Origin of the sequence: Sinorhizobium sp. KGO-5, from assembly GCF_036245905.1 — a bacterium.
In the GTDB taxonomy this organism is placed as follows: domain Bacteria; phylum Pseudomonadota; class Alphaproteobacteria; order Rhizobiales; family Rhizobiaceae; genus Sinorhizobium; species Sinorhizobium meliloti_A.
Genome location: NZ_BDIZ01000014.1, coordinates 49600 through 70990, shown reverse-complemented (window position 1 = coordinate 70990; position 21391 = coordinate 49600). Strand labels below are relative to the sequence as shown.

Genomic DNA, 21391 nt, shown 5'->3' with positions numbered 1-21391 from the left:
CATGGCTGAGAATTACGACGTGATCGTTGTCGGTTCGGGTCCGGGCGGATACGTGACCGCCATTCGTTCGGCGCAGCTGGGCTTGAAGACGGCGATCGTCGAGCGGGAGCATTTGGGTGGGATCTGCCTCAACTGGGGCTGCATTCCGACGAAGGCGCTGTTGCGCTCCGCCGAAATTCTCGACCATGCCAACCATGCCAAGAACTACGGGCTGACCCTCGAAGGCAAGATGACCGCCAACGTCAAGGATGTCGTCGCCCGCTCGCGCGGTGTCTCTGCGCGGCTGAACGGCGGCGTCGCCTTCCTGATGAAGAAGAACAAGGTGGACGTGATCTGGGGCGAGGCGAAGCTCACCAAACCCGGCGAGATCGTCGTCGGCGCGCCGTCCAAGCCGGCCGTCCAGCCGCAGAACCCGGTTCCGAAGGGCGTCAAGGGAGAGGGGACCTATACGGCCAAGCACATCATCGTCGCGACCGGCGCGCGCCCGCGAGCGCTCCCCGGCATCGAGCCGGACGGCAAGCTGATCTGGACCTATTTCGAGGCGATGAAGCCGGAGGAGTTCCCGAAGTCGCTGCTCGTCATGGGCTCCGGCGCGATCGGCATCGAATTCGCGAGCTTCTACCGCTCGATGGGCGTCGACGTGACCGTCGTCGAACTGCTGCCGCAGATCATGCCGGTCGAGGATGCGGAAATTTCCGCCTTGGCCCGTAAGCAGCTCGAAAAGCGCGGCCTGAAAATCATCACCGATGCCAAGGTGACGAAGGTCGAGAAGGGCGCGAACGACGTCACGGCGCATGTGGAGACGAAGGACGGCAAGGTCACGCCGATCAAGGCGGACCGTCTGATCTCCGCCGTCGGCGTTCAGGGCAACATCGAGAATCTCGGCCTCGAGGCTCTCGGCGTGAAGACCGACCGCGGCTGCATCGTCACCGATGGCTACGGCAAGACCAATGTCGCGGGCATCTATGCGATCGGCGACGTCGCCGGGCCGCCGATGCTGGCCCACAAAGCCGAGCATGAGGGCGTCATCTGCATCGAGAAGATTGCCGGGGTTCCCGGCGTGCACGCGCTCGACAAGGGCAAGATCCCCGGCTGCACCTATTGCGACCCGCAGGTCGCCTCCGTGGGCCTTACGGAAGCGAAGGCCAAGGAACTCGGCCGCGACATCCGCGTCGGCCGATACAGCTTCGGCGCAAGCGGCAAGGCGATCGCGCTCGGCGAAGACCAGGGCCTGATCAAGACCATCTTCGACAAGAAGACCGGCGAACTCATCGGCGCCCATATGGTAGGCGCCGAAGTGACGGAACTCATCCAGGGCTTCGTCGTCGCCATGAACCTGGAGACGACCGAAGAGGAACTGATGCACACCGTGTTCCCGCACCCGACCCTCTCGGAGATGATGAAGGAAAGCGTGCTCGATGCCTACGGCAGAGTATTGAACGCCTGATGACGCGCGGCCGTCCGGAACTTTCGGCTTTTTCACGCATTGATTGCATGACATCTACAATGCGGGGAGGTTCTCATGAGCTTGAATGGCGTAGGTATCCTGGCGGCGATCATCATCGGCGGGCTTGCCGGCTGGCTGGCGGAAAAATTCATGAACAGCCAGATGGGGCTGTTCGCCAACATCATCCTCGGCATTATCGGCGCCGTGGTGTTGAATTTCATTCTAGCGGCGCTCGGCATGGCTTACAGCGGCTGGATCGCCTATCTCATCATCGGATTCATCGGTGCCTGCCTGTTGATCGCAGCTGGCCGCGCCGTCCGAGGGTAGGGCCATTCACCCATCGCTTGCCGTCAGGCTGCCATGCAAATGGTGGCCTGACTTTTCATGTCCGGCTGTTTATATAAGGCGACAAGGTGCGGGCGGCCTTGTTGCCGCTCGCCCGTCACTATGAAGGAAGACACATGGTAACGGTTTTCGACGCCGTCTCGGATCGGGCGCAGCGTGTTCGTCACCCGGAAAAGGCCCACCGGCCCGACACCGAGGTCCTGCGCAAGCCGGACTGGATCCGTGTGAAGGCACCGACCTCCAAGGGATATCAGGAGACCCGCTCGATCGTGAAGAGCCATAAGCTCGTTACGGTCTGCGAGGAAGCCGGGTGCCCGAACATCGGCGAGTGTTGGGACAAGAAGCACGCGACGTTCATGATCATGGGCGAGATCTGCACGCGTGCCTGTGCCTTCTGCAATGTCGCGACGGGCAAGCCCAATGCCCTCGATCTGGACGAGCCCGCAAATGTCGCCAAGGCGGTGAAGCAGATGGGCCTGAGCCATGTCGTCATCACCTCCGTCGATCGCGACGACCTCGACGATGGCGGCGCCGAGCATTTCGAGAAGGTCATCTTCGCGATCCGGGAAGCCTCGCCGGAAACCACGATCGAAATCCTGACGCCCGATTTCCTGCGCAAGCCCGGCGCGCTGGAGCGTGTCGTGGCCGCCAAGCCGGACGTTTTCAACCACAATCTCGAAACGGTTCCGTCCAACTACCTGACGGTCAGACCGGGCGCGCGCTATTTCCACTCGATCCGGCTTCTGCAGCGCGTGAAGGAACTCGACCCCACCATGTTCACCAAGTCGGGGATCATGGTCGGCCTCGGCGAGGAGCGCAACGAAGTGCTGCAGCTGATGGACGACCTGCGTACCGCCGATGTCGATTTCCTGACGATCGGCCAATATCTGCAGCCGAGCCGCAAGCATCACAAGGTCGAGAAATTCGTCACTCCGGAAGAATTCAAGTCCTACGAGACGGTCGCCTACACCAAGGGCTTCCTGATGGTGTCCTCGAGCCCGCTGACGCGGTCGTCCCACCATGCCGGCGACGACTTCGCCCGGCTGAAGGCGGCGCGCGAGAAGAAGCTGGCGGCTGCGGCGGAGTAGTCCGCCTGCTTCCGCCCCTCATCCGGCCTGCCGGCCACCTTCTCCCCGCAGGCGGGGCGAAGGAGCCTCGTGGCAACACTCCGCGACCACCAGCGAGAAGCCGGGCACAAATGCGCCGCCTCCTTGATCTTCTCGCGCTGCAGCCTTAACTCACAATCCATGCCCCATTTCGAAACCAACCACGTCGTCAAGCACTCGGCCGAGCAGATGTTCGCTCTCGTCGCCGATGTCGAGCGCTATCCGGAGTTCCTGCCCCTTTGCGAAGCGCTGAGCGTACGCTCACGCAAGGAGCGCGACGGCAAGGTGCTGCTGCTTGCCGACATGACCGTGGGCTATAAGGCGATCCGGGAAACATTCACGACGCAGGTGCTTCTCAAAAGGGAAGAGCAGATCATCGACGTCAACTATATCGAGGGTCCGTTCAAGTACCTCGACAATGTCTGGCGTTTCGAGCCCGTGAACGATAACCAATCGATCGTGCATTTCTGCATCGACTATGAATTCAAGAGCCGCCTTCTGGGCGCGCTCATGGGCTCGATGTTCGATCGCGCCTTCCGCATGTTCTCCGAAGCATTCGAAAAGCGGGCGGATGTGATCTACGGGGCGTGAGCCAGTTCTGCGACCAGATCGAGCGCCGTATGCACGGTGGCAAGCCGCACCGCACCTCGGCCGATGTCTCCGTAACGCATCTCCCGGTGAACCGTCGCGCCGTCACGGGCGGCGGCGGCGAGATGAACGAGGCCAACGGGCTTCTCGGCGGAGCCGCCGCCCGGGCCGGCTATGCCCGTAACGGCTATGGCGATATCGGCGGCTGAGTGCGAAACCGCGCCGCGGGCCATTTCGATGGCCGTCTCACGCGAGACGGCTCCATGTGCGGCAAGCGTTGCGGGATTAACGCCAAGCATCTCGACCTTGGCTTCGTTGGAATAGGTGACGAAGCCGCGGTCGACGACGGAGGACGAGCCTGCGATTTCCGTCAAGGCGCCGGCGATCAGGCCGCCGGTGCAAGACTCCGCCGTCGCCAGCTTCAGTCCGAGGGAGGTGAGATCCCGGATTATAGCCCGCGCTTTCTCTTCAGTATCGGTCGTCCACATCGGGCTTGCTCCGTGATGCATAGACGACGGTCGCGGTGGCGATCGCCGCAATTCCTTCGTTCCGCCCGACAAAACCGAGTTTCTCGTTGGTCGTCGCCTTGACCGAACAGCGGTCGAGCGAAATGCCGAGTATCGCTGCAAGGTTTTCTCGCATCTGCTGACGGTGCGGCCCGACCTTGGGCGCCTCGGCGATCAGCGATATGTCGGCATTGGTAATAGTGCCGCCGCGCTCGCGGACGATCTGCGCAGCGTGTTCGAGAAAGATGCGCGAAGCCGCGCCCTTCCATTGCGGGTCGGATGGTGGGAAGTGGTCGCCGATATCGCCGGCACCGCAAGTGGCGAGCAGGGCGTCCGTCAAGGCATGCAGGGCTACGTCCGCGTCGGAATGGCCGGAGAGTTTGCGGTCGTGGGGGATGAAGACACCACAGAGGGTTACCCCGTCGCCGTCCACGAGTTGATGCACGTCATAGCCGTTGCCGGTGCGCACATCGGGAATGGCCATGCGGGTCAGTTTCTCGTCTGCCATCGACAGGTCCCTCCGGAGCGTCAACTTGAAGTTGTCCACGGTTCCTTCCACCAGAAGGACGGGGATGCCGGCCCATTCGGCGATCGAGGCGTCGTCCGTAAAGTCGGACCTGCCGCCTGCCGCCGCTTGCCGGTGAGCGGAGAGGATCGGCTCGAGGCGGAAGCACTGCGGCGTCTGAGCGGCGTAGAGATCGGTTCGCGGAACGGTCTCGGCGACGAGGCCGTCTGGCGTCGTACGCTTCAGCGTGTCGGCGACTGCAATTGCCGGCAAGAGGGCCTGGGCGCCGCCACGAAGCGCCGCACCGCAGCGATCGAGCAGTGCGTGATCGAAAAAGGGTCGCACCGCGTCGTGGATCATCACGTATTCCACGCCTGTCGCGGCGACCGCTTCCAGCCCGGCAAGCACCGAAAGCTGGCGTGTCGCTCCGCCGTGGACCACTGTCAGCTCCGAAGTTACCGCCATCCGGCGGCGGGCCGCCGCGAACAGTTCTTCATCGTCCGGGTGGATCACGACGACGACAGGTCCCGTTCCGGGCCATGTCGCGAAAATGTCAAGCGTATGGGCGATAACGGGGCGATCACCGATCGTGCGGTATTGCTTCGGTCCCTCGGCCGACTGGCCGGCGCGCTCGCCGCGGCCGGCCGCAACGATCACGACGCCGCAGGAGAACTGTTCTTCGCCTTGCATCTTCTGTATGTGGTCCCGCATTCGCCAATATTCGCCGTGATGTACCGCGAAGGTCCTGCCATGGCCAGCCATGCGAGGAATTTTGTCCCGCGCGTCGAAAAGGCTTGGCAAGCAGAAGAACAATGTCTAAAAATAGTGCACGATTTTCATGTGCCTGAAAGATATGCATTTGCCCTCGACGGCTTTTTCACCCTCGCTTCTGATCGGGAATGTCGAAATCCGCAATCGCGTAGCACTCGCGCCGATGTCCGGCGTGACGGATCTGCCCTTTCGTACGCTTGCCTGGCGTTTCGGGGCCGGGTTCGTCGTGACCGAGATGGTGGCGAGCCGCGAACTGGTCGGTAATGCCGCCGAATCCTGGGCGCGGCTGAAGAACTCCGGCATCGATCCTCACATCGTGCAACTCGCCGGGCGTGAGGCGCATTGGATGGCCGAGGCGGCGAGGATCGTCGAGGCCAATGGCGCCGACATCATCGACATCAACATGGGCTGCCCTGCGAAGAAGGTCACCGGCGGCTATTCCGGATCTGCGCTGATGCGCGATCCGGATCACGCGCTTTCGCTGATCGAAGCGACGGTCAACGCAGCCACGGTCCCGGTCACGCTCAAGATGCGCCTCGGCTGGGACGAGAATTCGATCAACGCGCCGCTGATTGCCCGCAGGGCCGAGGAGGCAGGCGTGAAGGCGATCACCATTCATGGACGCACACGCATGCAATTCTACAACGGCAAGGCCGATTGGGATGCGATTCGCGCCGTCCGCGAGGTGGTCTCCGTTCCGCTGATTGCCAATGGCGATGTGGGTTCGGTTGCCGATGCGCACGAGATTCTGCGCCGGTCGGGTGCGGACGCCGTCATGGTCGGTCGATCGTGCCAGGGGCGGCCGTGGCATGCCGGCGTTCTCGCCGGCGCTGCGGCTCACCCGGATGCGTCGGGCGTCGCCTGCATATTTGCGGAGCATTACGAGATGATGCTCGAATTCTACGGCGTGGAGGTCGGGCTGCGGACCGCCCGCAAACACGCGGGCTGGTATCTCGATCGTTTCGCGCCCGAGCTTCCCGCTTCGGAAAAGGCCGCGATTCTGACATCGACCGATACGACTTTCGTGCGCGACAGCGTGGTAGCCGCCATTGCTCGCTCCGGCGATGCGGCGGCGAGGGAGGAGATTGCGGCATGACCGAGAAGGCAACGGCACCGGTGGAAGGCGCCAACGATCTTTCCATGGCCGTGCTGAACGCGATCCAGAATCCGGTCATCCTGGTGGATGAGAATGGCTTCGTCGCCTTTGCGAACTGGGAGGCCGAATCCTTCTTCGGGGCCAGCGCCAACCATCTTGCGCGGCACGATATCAGCGCCTTCATTCCGTTCGGCAGCCCGCTCCTGACGCTGATCGAGCAGGTTCGTGAGCGGCGGGCGGCGGTCAACGAGTACCGGGTGGACCTCAGCTCTCCGCGCCTTGGAGCCGACAAGCTCGTCGACCTTTATGTGGCCCCGGTACTGTCGCAACCCGGATCGGTGGTGATCGTCTTCCAGGAGCGGTCCATGGCGGACAAGATCGACCGCCAGCTCACCCACCGTGCCGCAGCGCGGTCCGTCACCGGCCTTGCTTCGATGCTCGCCCACGAGATCAAGAATCCGCTTTCGGGCATTCGCGGTGCCGCGCAGCTCCTGGAAACCTCCGTCAATGACGAGGATCGCGCCCTGACGAGACTGATCTGCGACGAAACGGACCGCATCGTCTCGCTCGTAGACCGGATGGAGGTCTTCTCGGACGAGCGCCCGGTCGACCGACTGCCGCTCAACATCCATGCGGTGCTCGACCACGTCAAGGCGATCGCCAAGGCCGGATTTGCCCGGAGAATCAAGATCTCGGAACATTACGATCCGTCGCTTCCCCCGGTTTTCGCAAACCGCGACCAGTTGGTTCAGGTCTTCCTGAATCTGATCAAGAATGCGGCCGAGGCGATCGGCGACAGGTCGGACGGCGAGATTCTGCTGACGACGGCCTATCGGCCGGGCATTCGCCTGTCGGTCGCCGGAACGCGCGAAAAGATTTCGCTGCCGCTGGAATTCTGCGTGCATGACAACGGTCCAGGCGTCCCCCCCGATCTGCTGCCGCATCTTTTCGACCCGTTCATCACCACCAAGACGAACGGGTCCGGTCTCGGCCTGGCGCTTGTGGCCAAGATCATCGGCGGCCACGGCGGCATCGTCGAATGCGACAGCCAGCATAGCCGCACGACCTTCCGCGTTCTCATGCCGGCATCCAAGGGGTTGGCGGCCGATGACGAAACTCCGATGACAAAAGGAACCGATGGATGACGGGCGCAACGATCCTCGTCGCGGATGACGACGCTGCCATTCGCACCGTGCTGAACCAGGCGCTCAGCCGTGCCGGATACGATGTGCGCATCACCTCCAATGCTGCAACCCTCTGGCGCTGGATAGCGGCCGGCGACGGCGACCTGGTCGTGACCGATGTCGTCATGCCGGACGAAAACGCCTTCGATCTCCTGCCGCGGATCAAGAAGGCGCGGCCGGATCTGCCGGTTCTCGTGATGAGCGCGCAAAATACCTTCATGACGGCCATCAAGGCTTCGGAGAAGGGCGCTTACGACTATCTGCCGAAGCCCTTCGATCTGACGGAGCTGATCGGCATCATCGGCCGGGCGCTCGCCGAACCCAAGCGGCGGCCCTCGAAGCTCGAGGACGATTCGCAGGACGGGATGCCGCTCGTCGGCCGTTCCGCCGCCATGCAGGAAATCTACCGTGTGCTTGCCCGGCTGATGCAGACCGACCTCACGCTGATGATCACCGGCGAGTCCGGCACCGGCAAGGAACTCGTTGCCCGTGCATTGCACGATTATGGCAAGCGGAGAAACGGCCCCTTTGTCGCCATCAACATGGCGGCGATCCCGCGCGACCTCATCGAGTCGGAGCTGTTCGGTCATGAGAAGGGGGCTTTCACCGGCGCCCAGACGCGCTCTACCGGTCGTTTCGAGCAGGCCGAAGGGGGGACGCTCTTCCTGGACGAAATCGGCGACATGCCGATGGATGCGCAGACGCGTCTCCTGCGCGTGCTGCAGCAGGGCGAATATACGACCGTCGGCGGACGCACGCCGATCCGCTCGGATGTCCGCATCGTCGCCGCCACCAACAAGGACCTGAAGCAATCGATCAATCAGGGCCTTTTCCGCGAGGATCTCTACTATCGCCTGAATGTCGTGCCGCTCCGTCTGCCGCCCCTGAGAGACCGAGCCGAAGACATCCCGGACCTTGTCCGCCATTTCGTCCAGCAGGCCGAAAAGGAAGGGCTGGACGTCAAGCGCTTCGATCAGGAGGCTCTGGAGCTGATGAAGGCGCATCCCTGGCCGGGCAATGTGCGCGAACTCGAGAACCTGGTTCGCCGTCTGACGGCACTTTATCCACAGGATGTCATTACCCGCGAAATCATCGAGAACGAACTGCGCTCGGAGATACCGGACAGCCCGATCGAGAAGGCTTCGGCGCGCTCGGGCTCGCTGTCGATATCGCAGGCGGTCGAGGAGAACATGCGGCAGTATTTCGCGAGCTTTGGCGATGCCTTACCGCCCTCCGGCCTTTACGACCGCGTCCTTGCGGAAATGGAATATCCTCTGATTCTCGCGGCTCTGACGGCGACCCGCGGCAACCAGATCAAGGCGGCCGACCTCCTGGGTCTAAACCGCAATACGCTGCGCAAGAAGATCCGCGAACTCGGGGTCTCGGTGTACCGCAGCTCGCGTAGCGCTTGACTGAGATGCAACACCGTTGCATTTTCGCCACAATGCGTTGCTTGAACCTCGCATAAGCGCCGATTCGCCGGCGCTCGGTCGCAGCCCGTCGATCAGACCGGTGCGGGCGGGGGCTTAGCGTGTCCGAAAGGAGACGCGGCGCTGTAAGGTTCAATGTCTCGGTCCGGGACGCAGGCGTATGCCGGTGTCGTCGGTACGCCGGTTGGGGGTAGCACTTTTCATGGTGGATGGAATGGCCTTGCCATTGGGCACGGAGGACGGAGTCACTGCTGCCCAGGATCGGCGAGCCTCGTTCGCCTTGCCGGGGCTTATGCTCGCCACCGGCGCCCTGATCTGCGCCACCTTGTCGCTGCTCGTTCTTCTCGGCCTGACCCCGATCCGTCCCGAGAGAAACATCGTGATCGCCTGCGCCGGCATCAACGGCCTCTTCGTCGTGGGCCTGATCTATCTCATCGCTCGCGAGATCTTCAGGCTGCTCAGGGCGCGCAGCAAGGGAAGGGCCGCAGCGCGTCTGCACGTGCGCATCGTCGCGCTCTTCTCGATCGTCGCAATCACGCCGGCGATCCTCGTGGCGATCTTCGCCAGCATTACCCTCGATGTCGGCCTCGACCGCTGGTTCTCGCTGCGTACGCAGGCGATCGTCCGTTCCTCCCTGAACGTCGCGCAGGCCTATGTCCTCGAGAATGCCAGCTACCTTCAGGGTCAGACGGTGTCGATGGCCAACGACCTGGAGCGCAATCGCCAGCTCTATAGCCTCGACCGTACCGGCTTCGTCGAGCTGATGACACGGCAGGCGAGGGGGCGCGGCATGCTCGGCGCATTCCTCGTGCGCGCCGACGGCAGCGCCATACTCCAGGCCAATATTTCGACCGATCGTCCGCTGCCGGCGATCCCGCAGGACGCACTGAAAAGCACCATTGCCGGCCAGCCGACGCTTATCCCTCCGGGCGTGACCAATCTGGTGGGGGCGGTCATTCCGCTCGAAAACATTCCCGGCACCTATCTCTACACCGTCAGAAACGTCGATCCGGAAGTCATGCGATCGATGCGGCTGATGGAAGAGAACACTGCGGAATACAAGACGCTCGAGGCCGGGCGTACCTCCCTGCAGATCGCCTTCGGCGTCCTTTACATCGGTTTTGCCCTGATCGTGCTGCTGGCGGCGATCTGGACGGCCATTGCGGTCGCCGACCGCATCGTCCGGCCGATCCGGCAGCTGATCGGCGCGGCCGACAGCGTCGCCTCCGGCAATCTCGACGTCGTCGTTCCCGTGCGCGCCGTCGACGGCGACGTCGGCAACCTGTCGCGCACGTTCAACAAGATGGTGAGCGAAATTCGGACCCAGCAGGATCAGATTCTGGTGGCGAAGGACGAGGTCGACCAACGCCGCCGCTTTATCGAGGCAGTGCTCTCCGGCGTGACGGCAGCGGTCATCGGCGTCGGCAGGGATCGACGGATCACCATCTTCAATCCGTCTTCGGAGGGGATGCTGAAAAAGGCGGCGCCGGAGCTCATCGGCGCGAATCTGAGCGACGTGGCCCCGGAAATCGAAGCGGTTCTGGTTGAGGCCGAGAGCCGCTACCGCAACGATTACCGCAAGCAGATCAACATCATGCGCGGCGGCACCGAGCGCACGATGAATGTTCAGGTGACGCGGGAGGAGGGCGACGAATCGCATGGCTCCTATGTCATCACCGTCGACGACATCACGGATCTGGTAATCGCGCAGCGCTCCACCGCCTGGGCGGACGTCGCTCGCCGCATTGCGCACGAGATCAAGAACCCGCTGACGCCGATCCAGCTCTCGGCCGAGAGGCTGAAACGCCGCTACGGCAGGCAGATCGATCAGGAGGATCGTGCGGTCTTCGACCAGTGCACCGAAACGATCGTGCGCCAGGTCGAGGACATCGGCCGGATGGTCGACGAATTCTCCGCCTTTGCGCGCATGCCGAAGCCGACGAAGGAGAAGTCCGACCTGCGGGCGATCCTGAAGGACGCCGTATTCCTGCGCGAGATGGGCAACAGCCACATCAACTTCGTCCGCGATTTCGGCGACGAACCGCTCGAGGGGCAGTTCGATGGCCGCATGCTGGGTCAGGCATTCGGCAATCTCGTCAAGAACGCGGTGGAGGCGATCGAAGCCGTGCCCGCGGGAACGTCGCGAGGCGCGCCGACGGTCCTCATCCGATCCCGTCGCGATGATACCACCGGCCGGTTCGTGGTCGACGTCATCGACAACGGCAAGGGGCTTCCGACCGAGAACCGGCACCGAATTCTGGAGCCGTACATGACGATGCGGGATAAGGGCACCGGTCTCGGCCTCGCTATCGTCAAGAAGATCATCGAGGACCACGGCGGGCAACTGGAACTGCACGACGCACCGCCGGACTTCGACGGCGGCGCCGGGGCGATGATCCGGGTGGTTCTGCCGCCTGCCGGCGAGACCGGGGGCGAAGATAATTTAAAGGATAAGGGTAATACCAATGGCGGCTGATATTCTGGTTGTGGATGACGAGGAGGATATTCGCGAGATCGTCTCGGGAATCCTGTCGGACGAGGGCCATGAAACGCGGACCGCTTTCGACAGCGAGAGCGCGCTCGCGGCCATCAACGACCGTGTGCCGCGCCTGATCTTCCTGGACATCTGGATGCAGGGAAGCAAGCTCGACGGTTTGGCACTGCTCGACGAGATCAAGAACCGCCACCCCGACTTGCCGGTGGTGATGATCTCGGGTCACGGCAACATCGAAACCGCCGTCTCCGCGATCAAGCGCGGAGCCTATGATTTCATCGAGAAGCCGTTCAAGGCCGACCGGCTGATCCTGATCGCCGAGAGGGCGCTCGAGAATTCCAAGCTCAAGCGCGAAGTCTCCGAGCTGAAAAGGAAGTCGGGCGATCCGGTGGAGCTGATCGGAACCTCGGTTGCCGTGTCGCAGCTGCGCCAAATGATCGAGAAAGTGGCACCGACCAACAGCCGCATCATGATCCAGGGACCGTCCGGCTCCGGCAAGGAACTGGTCGCGCGGATGATCCATCGTAAGTCCGCGCGTGCCAACGGTCCTTTCGTGGCTCTCAATGCGGCTGCGATCACGCCCGACAGAATGGAGATCGCGCTTTTCGGTACCGAAGGAACTGCGGGGCAGCCGCGCCGCACCGGTGCACTCGAGGAGGCCCATGGGGGCATCCTCTACCTGGACGAGGTCGGCGAAATGCCGCGCGAAACGCAGAACAAGATCCTGCGCGTCCTCGTCGATCAGCAGTTCGAGAGGGTCGGCGGCTCCAAGCGCGTCAAGGTCGATGTCCGCATCATCTCCTCGACCGCCTACAATCTCGAGAACATGATCACCGAGGGCCTTTTCCGCGAGGACCTGTATCACCGGCTTGCCGTCATTCCGGTGCGCGTTCCCGCCCTTGCGGAGCGGCGCGAGGACATCCCTTTCCTGGTCGACATGTTCATGCGACAGGTAAGTGAACAGGCCGGCATCCGCCCCCGCAAGATAGGCGAGGATGCGCTGGCCGTGCTGCAGGCGCATGATTGGCCCGGCAATATCCGCCAGTTGCGCAACAACATCGAGCGCCTGATGATCCTTGCGCGCAGCGACGGTCCCGATACGCCGATCACCGCCGACATGCTGCCGAACGAGGTGGGGGACACCCTGCCGAAGATTTCGGCGCAAAGCGATCAGCACATCATGACCTTGCCGCTGCGGGAGGCTCGCGAGATGTTCGAACGCGATTATCTGATCGCCCAGATCAACCGCTTCGGCGGAAATATCTCGCGCACTGCGGAATTCGTGGGAATGGAGCGCTCCGCCCTTCATCGCAAGCTGAAGTCGTTGGGCGTGTAATTGAAAACGGAAGGGGCGTATTTCGCCCCATCTCGAGCATTTCAATGTTTCATGGAGACACTGAAACGCTCCAACCCTTTGATCCAACGACTTCCGGCCGGAAAACCGTTACACACTTTTGCTGGAAGTGCTCTAGAGCCATCTGCAGATCCGTCCCAGACGTAAGGAATAGCAATGAAGGTGATCATATGCGGGGCAGGGCAGGTCGGCTACGGCATCGCCGAGCGGCTGTCGCGCGAGAATAACGACGTTTCGGTGATCGATACGTCGGCCGCGCTGATTGCCTACATAACCGAGACGCTGGACGTGCGCGGTTACGTCGGCCACGGGGCGCATCCGGATGTACTGGCGAAGGCGGGCGCCGATCAGGCCGACATGCTCATCGCGGTAACGCTGTACGATGAGGTCAACATCGTCGCCTGCGAAGTAGCGCATGCGATTTTCAACGTACCGACCAAGGTCGCCCGCATCCGCGCGCAGAGCTATCTGGCGCCCGAATATTCCGACCTCTTTTCGCGCGAGAACGTCCCGATCGACGTGACGATCTCTCCGGAAATCGAGGTAGGGCGGCTTGTGCTTCGGCGTATTTCCTTTCCCGGTGCCACCGACGTGGTGCGCTTCGCGGATGATCGGATCGCGATGGTTGCGATCGAATGTATGGAAGACTGCCCGGTCGTCGACACGCCTCTGCAGCAATTGAGCGAGCTCTTTCCCGATCTGCACGCGACCGTCACCGGTATCTTCCGGGATGGCAAGCTGATAGTTCCGCATTCCTCCGACCAGTTGAAGACCGGCGATCTCGCCTATGTGGTCTGCGACCGCGACCATGCCCGCCGCACGCTGGCGCTCTTCGGCCATGAAGAACAGGAGGCGCGGCGGATCATCATCCTCGGCGCCGGCAATATCGGCTATTTCGTCGCCCGAACGATCGAGGAACAGCAGCCGCGCATGCGGGTGAAACTCGTCGAAAACGACCGTGACCGCGCCGTGCTCGTCGCCGACAAGCTCAACAGCACGGTGGTCCTCCACGGCTCGGCCATGGACCAGCGGATCCTGGCGCAAGCGGATGTCCAGGAGGCGGATCTCGTCGTCGCGCTGACGAATAACGATCAGATCAACATCCTCGGAAGCATGCTTGCCAGGAGGCTGGGAGCGAAGTCGACCCTCGTGCTGATCAACGAACCCGCCTATCAGGACTTCGCCGGCGCTGCCGGTGTCGATGCCTATATCAATCCGCGCGCCGTCACCATCTCGCGTGTGCTGCAGCACGTGCGAAAAGGCCGCATCCGGTCGGTCTATGCAGTGCAGAACGGCATGGCAGAGGTGATCGAGGCCGAGGCGCTCGAAACCTCTCCGCTGGTCGGCAAGGCGCTGCGCGAGCTCGAATTGCCGGAGGGCATCCGCATTGGCGCGCTCTATCGCGACAAGGCCTATGTGCGCCCGGACGGCAACACGCGGATCAAGGCGAAGGACCGCGTGGTCCTCCTCGCGGCCGCCGAGACCGTCCGCGATGTCGAACAGCTCTTCCGCGTCAGCATTCAATATTTCTGAGGACCTCAGCCATGCCGAGAATCGCCTATGTCAACGGCACTTACGTCCAGCACGCCGAAGCCGCCATTCACGTCGAGGACCGCGGTTACCAGTTTGCCGACGGCGTCTACGAGGTCTGCGAGGTGCGCCACGGCTTCATCATCGACCTGACCCGGCACCTCGATCGTCTTGGGCGATCCCTGGGCGAACTCAGGATAGGCTGGCCGATGAGCCGTGCGGCGCTGATCCATGTCATCCGGGAGGTGCTGCGCCGAAACAGGGTCCGCAACGGGCTCTTCTATCTGCAGGTGACCCGCGGCGTCGGGCGTCGGGATCATGTTTTTCCTGATGCGGACACGCCGCCGTCGATCGTCGTCACCGCCAAGCGCACGGACCCCGGGGCGATCGCCCGGAAAAATGCCGAGGGCATATCTGCGATAACGGTGCCGGAGAACCGGTGGGACCGCGTCGACATCAAGAGCGTCGGCCTTCTCCCGAATGTGCTTGCCCGTCAGCGGGCGAAGGAAGCGGGCGCGCAGGAGGCGATCTTCGTCGACGTGGACGGCACGGTCAAAGAGGGTGCGGCGACGAATGTATGGATCGTGGACCGTGAAGGGACGTTACGCACCCGCCCGGCGGAGAACGGCATTCTGCGCGGCGTGACCCGCACCACCCTGATGGACGTAGCCAAGCCGCTGGGCCTCAAGATCGAGGAAAAGGCCTTCTCCGTGGAAGAAATGCTCGCGGCGCGGGAGGTCTTCATCACCGCTGCTACCAGCATCTGCTTTCCCGTCGTTTCCGTTGACGGAAAGACGATCGGCAACGGCCATCCGGGAAGCATAGCACAGAATATTCGCGAGGCCTTTTTCGACATTGCGGAAAAGACGGTGATTTGATACCAAACCCTGCGGAGGTGCCGGGATCGTACGTGACACCTTAAAAATTAACAAAATGCACCGGCGCAAGAACGCCGGCAAATAAGAAAGAAGCGGCGCGATGGCGGAACGTTCTCAAAACTTGCAGGATCTCTTTCTCAACACGGTCCGCAAGCAAAAGATTTCTTTGACCATTTTCCTCATCAACGGCGTCAAGCTGACGGGTGTCGTAACATCGTTTGACAATTTCTGTGTGCTGTTGCGCCGCGACGGTCATTCTCAGCTCGTCTACAAGCACGCCATCTCGACGATCATGCCGGGCCAGCCGTTGCAGATGTTCGAGAATGAGGAAGCTGCCTCCTGACGGGATGTGAGGAACATTACCAAGCGTGATTCAAAATCGTCGTCGATCATTCCGGAGCTCGAGACGCTCCGTGATGATTCGCGTGCCGTCGTCATCGTTCCGATCCTGAAAAAAACCGGGAAGGCGTCTGCCGACATCGTTGCGCAGCCCGCCACGCGTTCGGACGAAAGCCGGCTGGAGGAGGCGACGGGCCTGGCGCTCGCCATCGACCTTGACGTCGTTCACGGCATGATCGTTCCCGTCGCCCAGCCGAAACCGGGCACGCTGCTCGGCACCGGCAAGATCGAGGAGATCGGCCACGTTCTGAGCGATAAGGATGCGGGGCTCGTGATCGTCGATCACCCGCTGACGCCCGTCCAGCAGCGCAATCTCGAGAAGGAATGGAACGCCAAGGTCATCGACCGCACCGGCCTCATTCTGGAAATCTTCGGCCGGCGCGCCTCCACCAGGGAGGGCACGCTGCAGGTCGATCTTGCACATCTCAATTATCAGAAGGGTCGCCTGGTCCGCAGCTGGACGCACCTCGAACGGCAGCGTGGCGGCGCGGGTTTCATGGGCGGACCCGGCGAAACGCAGATCGAGGCCGACCGCCGGCTGCTGCAGGACAGGATCGTCAAACTGGAGCGCGAGTTGGAGCAGGTGCGGCGCACGCGCCAGCTTCATCGGTCGAAGCGCAAGAAGGTGCCGCATCCGATCGTCGCGCTGGTAGGCTATACAAACGCGGGCAAATCGACGCTTTTCAACCGGATGACCGGGGCCGGTGTGCTCGCCGAGGACATGCTCTTCGCCACGCTGGATCCGACGCTGAGGCGGCTGAAACTGCCGCATGGGCGTATGGTCATCCTCTCCGACACCGTCGGCTTCATTTCCGATCTGCCGACGCATCTGGTCGCCGCCTTCAGGGCGACGCTGGAAGAGGTACTCGAGGCCGACCTGGTCCTGCATGTGCGCGATCTGTCCGATCCGGATAATCAGGCGCAGGCAAGCGACGTGCTGCGTATCCTGGCCGATCTCGGCATTGACGAGAAGGAGGGGGCCGAGCGCATTGTCGAGGTTTGGAACAAGATCGACAAGGTAGAGCCGGAAGTGCGCGAAGCGCTGGTGAAGAAGGCCGCGAGCGCCGACAACACGGTCGCCGTCTCGGCCATGACCGGCGAAGGTGTGGACGATCTTCTCGCTGAAATAGGCCGGCGTCTTTCGGGCGTCATGACCGAGTGCACCGTCGTTCTGGGTCTCGATCAGCTACAGTTGCTGCCCTGGGTTTACCAGCATGCGATCGTCGACGGCCGCGAAGATCTCGAAGATGGGCGCGTGAGCCTGGATCTCCGTCTGACGGAGGGAGAGGCCACCGAGCTCGAGAGACGGCTGGGCAACGGCCCGAAGGCCATCCAAGAGGATTGGTAGCATCCTGGCGTGTTGCGCCATTCCCTAATTTCCCGCACAGCCATGAGAAGTTTTCCGAGGGCCTTCCCTCATCCCTGTGCTCGTCACAGGGATGAGAGCAGCGCCGCGTCTGCGGCGCAATGAAGCGCGCCGAGGGACCGCACCCTCTCCACCTCATCCCTGTGCTCGTCACAGGGATCCAGCAGCGCCGCGTCTGCGGCGCGGAAGAGTCCTTCCAGTCCAATGACTTGGTCCGGCTGGATTCCTGTGACAAGCACAGGAATGAGGGCCGGGGAGGTTTGGGTGCTACAACTTCCGATTGCGAAAATGCGAGGGAACGGTCAACCTTTCACGCAATGAAAGGTTACGTCTACATTCTCGCATCGAAGCGCAACGGGACGCTGTACACGGGCGTGACCCGGGACCTGCCGCGCCGCCTCCTGGAGCACCAGAACGATCTGACGCCTGGGTTCACGTCCAGATACGGCGTGAAGACCTTGGTGTGGTTCGAGGAGTTCGACCTGCTGACTTCCGCCATCATGCGGGAGAAGACGATGAAGAAATGGCCGAGGAAGTGGAAGCTTAAGTTGATAGAAGAATTAAACCCGGAATGGGAAGATATCTCTCACTATCTTCACGGTTTATGAAACGCGCCGAGGGACCCTCTCATCCCTCATCGCTGTGCTCGTCACAGGGATGAGAGCTGCGCCGCTTCTGCGGCGCGGAAGAGTCTTTCCAGCCCAAGGACTTGGTCTGGCTGGATTCCTGTGACAAGCACAGGAATGAGGAGGGCACGGGTGTGACAGAAACCTTCGTCCACTATCCGCACGGGCTGTGAGAAGTTTTCTGAACGACCGCACCCCTTCCACCCTCATCCCTGTGCTCGTCACAGGGATCCAGCAGCGCCGCGTCTGCGGCGCGGAAGAGTCTTTCCAGCTGGATTCCTGTGACAGGCAGATACAAGGAACAGCATAGACGCAGCGGGCACAAGCCTAGGTCAGCTGCCTTTCGATAGCCTTCGCCGCCTGCCAGAGTTCTTCCATGCGCTCCAGCGATGCCGCATCGAGCGTTTCGCCTCCGGCTTCCAGTTCCTTTTCGATGTGGCCGAAGCGGCGCCGGAACTTGGTATTGGTGCCGCGCAGCGCCATTTCCGGATCGGTGCCGACATGGCGGCCGATATTGACGAGCGCGAAGATCAGGTCGCCGAGCTCGTCCGCGACCTTCCCCCGGTCACCGTCCTTCAGTGCCTGCCGCAGCTCGCCGATTTCCTCCTCGACCTTGTCGAGGATCGGCTCCGGCTCGGACCAGTCGAAGCCGACCTTTGCCGCCCGTTCCTGCAGCTTCAGCGCCTCGACCAACGCGGGAAAACTGCGCTGGATCGAGCCGAGATGCCCGGCATGCTCCTCTTGCGACGCGCCGCGCTGCAGGCGCCGTTGCCGCCGGTCGGCTTTCTCGGCCTGCTTGATCTCGTCCCATTGCAGCTTCACCGCCTCGGCGGTGTCGGCGTCGGAGCGGGCGAAGACATGCGGATGGCGGCGGATCATCTTCCGCGTGATGGCTTCGACGACGTCGCCGAAGGAAAACACGCCGGCTTCCTCGGCCATGCGTGCGTGAAACACCACCTGCAGCAAAAGGTCCCCGAGTTCGTCGCACAGGTCGTCCATATCATGACGCTCGATCGCGTCTGCGACCTCGTAGGCCTCTTCGATCGTGTAAGGCCGGATCGTATCGAACGTCTGCACGACGTCCCAAGGGCAGCCTGTCTCCGGGTCGCGGAGCGCGGCCATGATGTCGAGCAGGCGTTGAATGTCGCGGGAGGCTTCCATGGCTCAGTTCAGCGGTATGGCGTTGGTGTCTTTGCTCGCCTGATAGGTATCGGACAGACGATCGTAGCGTGCCCGGATGCGGGCGTCCTGGCCGGTGAGCCGCTGCCGCGTTTCCGGATCGGTCTCCTGCATCAGTGTCGCGATGGACGCCGATTTCCAGAATGCATTCTGCCGGGCGTAGCCGCCCGGTTCGAGGCGGAAGACCTCCTTCAGGATTTTCAGGTCATGCGGAATAGCGAAGCTGTCGCGCGAATCCTCGTGGCTGAAGAAGTAGTAGAAGTTATCGAAACCTGCCCAGGTGATCGCCGAGAGACACATGGAGCAGGGCTCATGCGTCGACAGGAAGATCAGCTCGCGCGTGTCCGGCGTCTCGGCCATCTCGTAGAAGCGCTTGAGCGTGTGCACCTCGCCATGCCACAGCGGATTCTCGGTCTCGTTATTGGTTTCGGCCAGTACCAGCGACAGATCGGACTTGCGCAGGATCGCGGCGCCGAACACCTTGTTGCCGTCGGCTACGCCCTTCTCGGTGAGCGGAAGTATGTCCTCTTCGATGACGGTCAGCAGGCGCTCTGCCAGTTGGGTTTGTGTCATGTCTCGGTCTCCTGCTTGAGCCGGCATTTAACGGAGGTCGGCCGATCGGCGCAATGGCCGAACCACCGGTGGTTCAGGGCTCCGGAGATATTTGCTCAAAAAGATCGGCTGTCGAGCAAAACAATACGTGACCGGAAAAGCATTGAAATTTCTGTTCCTTCAATTGTTGCGGCCTATAGGGGATATTCGCCGCAGCCTGCAAAAGGAGCCGTCCCCTCGTCATGTCGCAGAAATTGTCCGTCTTTCCGGCATTCTTTCGCGTCGCGCAGAAAAGCGTGGCGGTGTTCGGCAATGGGGACGAGGCCTTCGCCAAGGTGCGGTTGCTGCTGAACACCGAGGCGCGCGTCGTCGCCTATGCGGATCGGCCGGAACCGGCATTCGAAGCTTTTCTGGATGCCAACAATATCGAGACCGTGCGCGAACCCTTTGGGGCTCATCAGGTGGAAGGCGCCGTCCTCGTCTTTGCCGCGACCGGAGATGCGGCGCTTGACCGCGTTGTCGTGACTGCGGCGCGCGAGCGGAGAATTGCCGCAAATGCCGTGGATCAGCCGGACTATTGCGATTTCCTGACGCCGGCACTCGTCAACCGGGCGCCCGTCGCAGTTGCGATCGGTACAGAAGGGGCAGGGCCTGTTCTGGCTCAGATGATCCGCGCGCAGATCGATCAATTGCTGTCGCCGTCGCTGGGTATCGTTGCCTCCTTGGCAGCCAACTATCGCGACGCCGTCGACCGCCTCGTGCCGCGCGGCGTCGCGCGGCGTGTTTTCTGGCGGCGCTTCTTCTCAGGCCACGTGGCGGATCACGTTGCGGTCGGCGATCTTGCATCCGCACGCCGGGAGGCCTCGAAGCTTCTGGATGCCGCGGGCGGTGTGGCCGGCCATGTGTGGCTGGTCGGCGCCGGGCCGGGCGCCGAAGACCTGCTGACGCTCCGGGCGCAGCGCGTGATGATGGAAGCGGACGCCATCGTCTATGATGCGCTGGTGCCGCAAGCGATCGTCGACATGGGCCGCCGCGACGCCGAGCGGCTTTCGGTCGGCAAGCGCAAGGGCTGCCATACCAAGTCGCAGGACGAGATCAATCAGTTGCTGGTAAAGCTTGCCGGCGAAGGCAAGCGCGTCGTCCGGCTGAAATCCGGCGACCCTCTGGTCTACGGCCGGGCAGGCGAGGAAATGGCGGCGCTGCGTGAGGCCGGCATCAGCTACGAGGTGGTGCCGGGGATCACATCGGCCTTCGCCGCGGCCGCCGATTTCGAACTGCCGCTGACGCTGCGCGGCGTGGCGTCGTCGCTGGTCTTCACGACGGGCCACGATTTGACAGGCAGCGTTCTTCCCGATTGGGCGCGACTGGCCGTTTCCGGCGCGACGATTGCAGTCTATATGGGCCGTACCGTTGCGGCTTCCGTCGCCTCGCGGCTCATGCAGGCCGGTCTGCCGCAGGACACGACCGTCGCTGTCATCGAGAATGCGAGCCGTGCCGAGCGCCGTCTCCTGCACGGTACGCTCCGCGATCTGCCGGACCTCGAGGCCCGCACGGAACTGGACGGGCCGGTCATGGTGATCATCGGCGAAGCGGTCGCGGGCGCGAATTTCGCACGCTCCGAGCCGCTTACTGCCGGCCGCATCAAGTATAGCGGTGCCGGCAAAGTTTCAGCGAAACGCACCGAACAGATTTGGAATTGAGGACGACGCGATGGTGGAAAAGGTTCTGACGGCAAACCGTCTGGCGGATGGCATTTCCGTCTGGCTCGACGCTTCCGGCAATTGGGTGGAGTCGTTGCAGGATGCCTTCGTCGCTCGCCATGCGGAGGCCGTCGCGGCCCTGGAGGCGACCGGAAAGCGCTCGTTCGACGAGAATAAAGTGGTAGACGTCAACGTTGTCGACGTCGAGGAAGTCGACGGTACGCTGCGGCCGTTGCGCATGCGTGAGCGGATCCGCGCCGAAGGGCCGTCAATCCCCTACGCTCCCGGATATAGCGGGCTTGCGGGCCCAAAGAATGTTGCTGCCTGAGGACCTG

20 protein-coding genes are annotated in these 21391 nt (G+C 62.4%); 16 read left to right on the top strand and 4 right to left on the bottom strand.

Translation table 11 applies throughout. From position 1 onward, the window contains the following. Nucleotide 1: 1 nt before the first annotated feature. From lpdA to BHD07_RS30125, 4 genes are all read left to right on the top strand, one after another. The gene (gene lpdA, locus BHD07_RS30140; protein WP_338284140.1) at nt 2-1447 is read left to right on the top strand and encodes a dihydrolipoyl dehydrogenase; all 1446 of its coding nucleotides are present in this window, start codon (nt 2-4) and stop codon (nt 1445-1447) included. A gap of 75 nt (nt 1448-1522) precedes the next feature. Continuing rightward, nucleotides 1523-1774 carry a GlsB/YeaQ/YmgE family stress response membrane protein gene (locus BHD07_RS30135; RefSeq protein WP_018097806.1) on the top strand — a complete coding sequence of 84 codons (252 nt, stop codon included), beginning with the start codon at nt 1523-1525 and terminating at the stop codon, nt 1772-1774. A 134-nt stretch (nt 1775-1908) separates the two neighbouring features. Continuing rightward, nucleotides 1909-2880: a lipoyl synthase gene (gene lipA / locus BHD07_RS30130; protein WP_018097805.1), complete on the top strand. Its 972-nt coding sequence runs from the start codon at nt 1909-1911 to the stop codon at nt 2878-2880. A gap of 159 nt (nt 2881-3039) precedes the next feature. Beyond that, nucleotides 3040-3489: a type II toxin-antitoxin system RatA family toxin gene (locus BHD07_RS30125; protein WP_100673935.1), complete on the top strand. Its 450-nt coding sequence runs from the start codon at nt 3040-3042 to the stop codon at nt 3487-3489. On the opposite strand, the gene BHD07_RS30120 is transcribed toward BHD07_RS30125, so the two are convergent. Together BHD07_RS30120 and BHD07_RS30115 are read right to left on the bottom strand one after the other, a co-directional pair. Continuing rightward, nucleotides 3477-3974, bottom strand: coding sequence for a CinA family protein (locus BHD07_RS30120; protein ID WP_100673934.1), 498 nt, complete (start codon nt 3972-3974; stop codon nt 3477-3479). The two genes, BHD07_RS30125 and BHD07_RS30120, sit on opposite strands and share 13 nt — an antisense overlap. Beyond that, nucleotides 3955-5187 carry a bifunctional 2-C-methyl-D-erythritol 4-phosphate cytidylyltransferase/2-C-methyl-D-erythritol 2,4-cyclodiphosphate synthase gene (locus BHD07_RS30115; RefSeq protein WP_337422820.1) on the bottom strand — a complete coding sequence of 411 codons (1233 nt, stop codon included), beginning with the start codon at nt 5185-5187 and terminating at the stop codon, nt 3955-3957. The genes BHD07_RS30120 and BHD07_RS30115 overlap by 20 nt, the downstream gene beginning before the upstream one ends. 148 nt (nt 5188-5335) lie before the next feature. Between BHD07_RS30115 and dusB the strand changes: the two genes are divergently transcribed. From dusB to BHD07_RS30065, 10 genes are all read left to right on the top strand, one after another. Next, entirely contained in the window at nt 5336-6364 is a 1029-nt protein-coding gene (gene dusB, locus BHD07_RS30110) for a tRNA dihydrouridine synthase DusB (RefSeq protein WP_100673933.1), read from the top strand. After that, nucleotides 6361-7509 carry a two-component system sensor histidine kinase NtrB gene (locus BHD07_RS30105; protein ID WP_018097800.1) on the top strand — a complete coding sequence of 383 codons (1149 nt, stop codon included), beginning with the start codon at nt 6361-6363 and terminating at the stop codon, nt 7507-7509. Before dusB ends, BHD07_RS30105 begins: the two co-directional genes overlap by 4 nt. Continuing rightward, a complete protein-coding gene (gene ntrC, locus BHD07_RS30100; protein WP_018097799.1) occupies nt 7506-8960 on the top strand; it encodes a nitrogen regulation protein NR(I) in 1455 nt (484 codons plus the stop codon). The genes BHD07_RS30105 and ntrC overlap by 4 nt, the downstream gene beginning before the upstream one ends. 178 nt (nt 8961-9138) lie before the next feature. After that, the gene (ntrY, locus tag BHD07_RS30095) at nt 9139-11454 is read left to right on the top strand and encodes a two-component system sensor histidine kinase NtrY (protein WP_338284139.1); all 2316 of its coding nucleotides are present in this window, start codon (nt 9139-9141) and stop codon (nt 11452-11454) included. Next, nucleotides 11444-12808 carry a two-component system response regulator NtrX gene (gene ntrX / locus BHD07_RS30090; protein WP_018097797.1) on the top strand — a complete coding sequence of 455 codons (1365 nt, stop codon included), beginning with the start codon at nt 11444-11446 and terminating at the stop codon, nt 12806-12808. Before ntrY ends, ntrX begins: the two co-directional genes overlap by 11 nt. A 174-nt stretch (nt 12809-12982) precedes the next feature. Beyond that, nucleotides 12983-14359, top strand: a complete 1377-nt coding sequence (gene trkA, locus BHD07_RS30085; RefSeq protein WP_003535437.1) for a Trk system potassium transporter TrkA — start codon at nt 12983-12985, stop codon at nt 14357-14359. 11 nt (nt 14360-14370) lie between these two features. Further along, nucleotides 14371-15234 carry a D-amino-acid transaminase gene (locus BHD07_RS30080; protein WP_018097795.1) on the top strand — a complete coding sequence of 288 codons (864 nt, stop codon included), beginning with the start codon at nt 14371-14373 and terminating at the stop codon, nt 15232-15234. A gap of 100 nt (nt 15235-15334) precedes the next feature. Continuing rightward, nucleotides 15335-15577: an RNA chaperone Hfq gene (hfq, locus tag BHD07_RS30075; protein WP_003535434.1), complete on the top strand. Its 243-nt coding sequence runs from the start codon at nt 15335-15337 to the stop codon at nt 15575-15577. 6 nt (nt 15578-15583) lie between these two features. Then, nucleotides 15584-16981, top strand: a complete 1398-nt coding sequence (gene hflX / locus BHD07_RS30070; protein WP_100673930.1) for a GTPase HflX — start codon at nt 15584-15586, stop codon at nt 16979-16981. Nucleotides 16982-17316: 335 nt separating this feature from the next. Then, entirely contained in the window at nt 17317-17607 is a 291-nt protein-coding gene (locus BHD07_RS30065) for a GIY-YIG nuclease family protein (RefSeq protein ID WP_100673929.1), read from the top strand. 345 nt (nt 17608-17952) lie between these two features. On the opposite strand, the gene mazG is transcribed toward BHD07_RS30065, so the two are convergent. Both mazG and BHD07_RS30055 read right to left on the bottom strand, forming a co-directional pair. Continuing rightward, the gene (mazG, locus tag BHD07_RS30060) at nt 17953-18786 is read right to left on the bottom strand and encodes a nucleoside triphosphate pyrophosphohydrolase (RefSeq protein ID WP_338284138.1); all 834 of its coding nucleotides are present in this window, start codon (nt 18784-18786) and stop codon (nt 17953-17955) included. Nucleotides 18787-18789: 3 nt separating this feature from the next. Next, nucleotides 18790-19377: a deaminase gene (locus BHD07_RS30055; RefSeq protein ID WP_100673928.1), complete on the bottom strand. Its 588-nt coding sequence runs from the start codon at nt 19375-19377 to the stop codon at nt 18790-18792. 221 nt (nt 19378-19598) lie between these two features. On the opposite strand from BHD07_RS30055, the gene cysG reads away from it, so the two are divergent. After that, nucleotides 19599-21056, top strand: a complete 1458-nt coding sequence (gene cysG / locus BHD07_RS30050; protein ID WP_100673927.1) for a siroheme synthase CysG — start codon at nt 19599-19601, stop codon at nt 21054-21056. A gap of 10 nt (nt 21057-21066) precedes the next feature. Next, nucleotides 21067-21384, top strand: a complete 318-nt coding sequence (locus BHD07_RS30045; RefSeq protein ID WP_018097788.1) for a DUF2849 domain-containing protein — start codon at nt 21067-21069, stop codon at nt 21382-21384. Nucleotides 21385-21391: the final 7 nt, after the last annotated feature.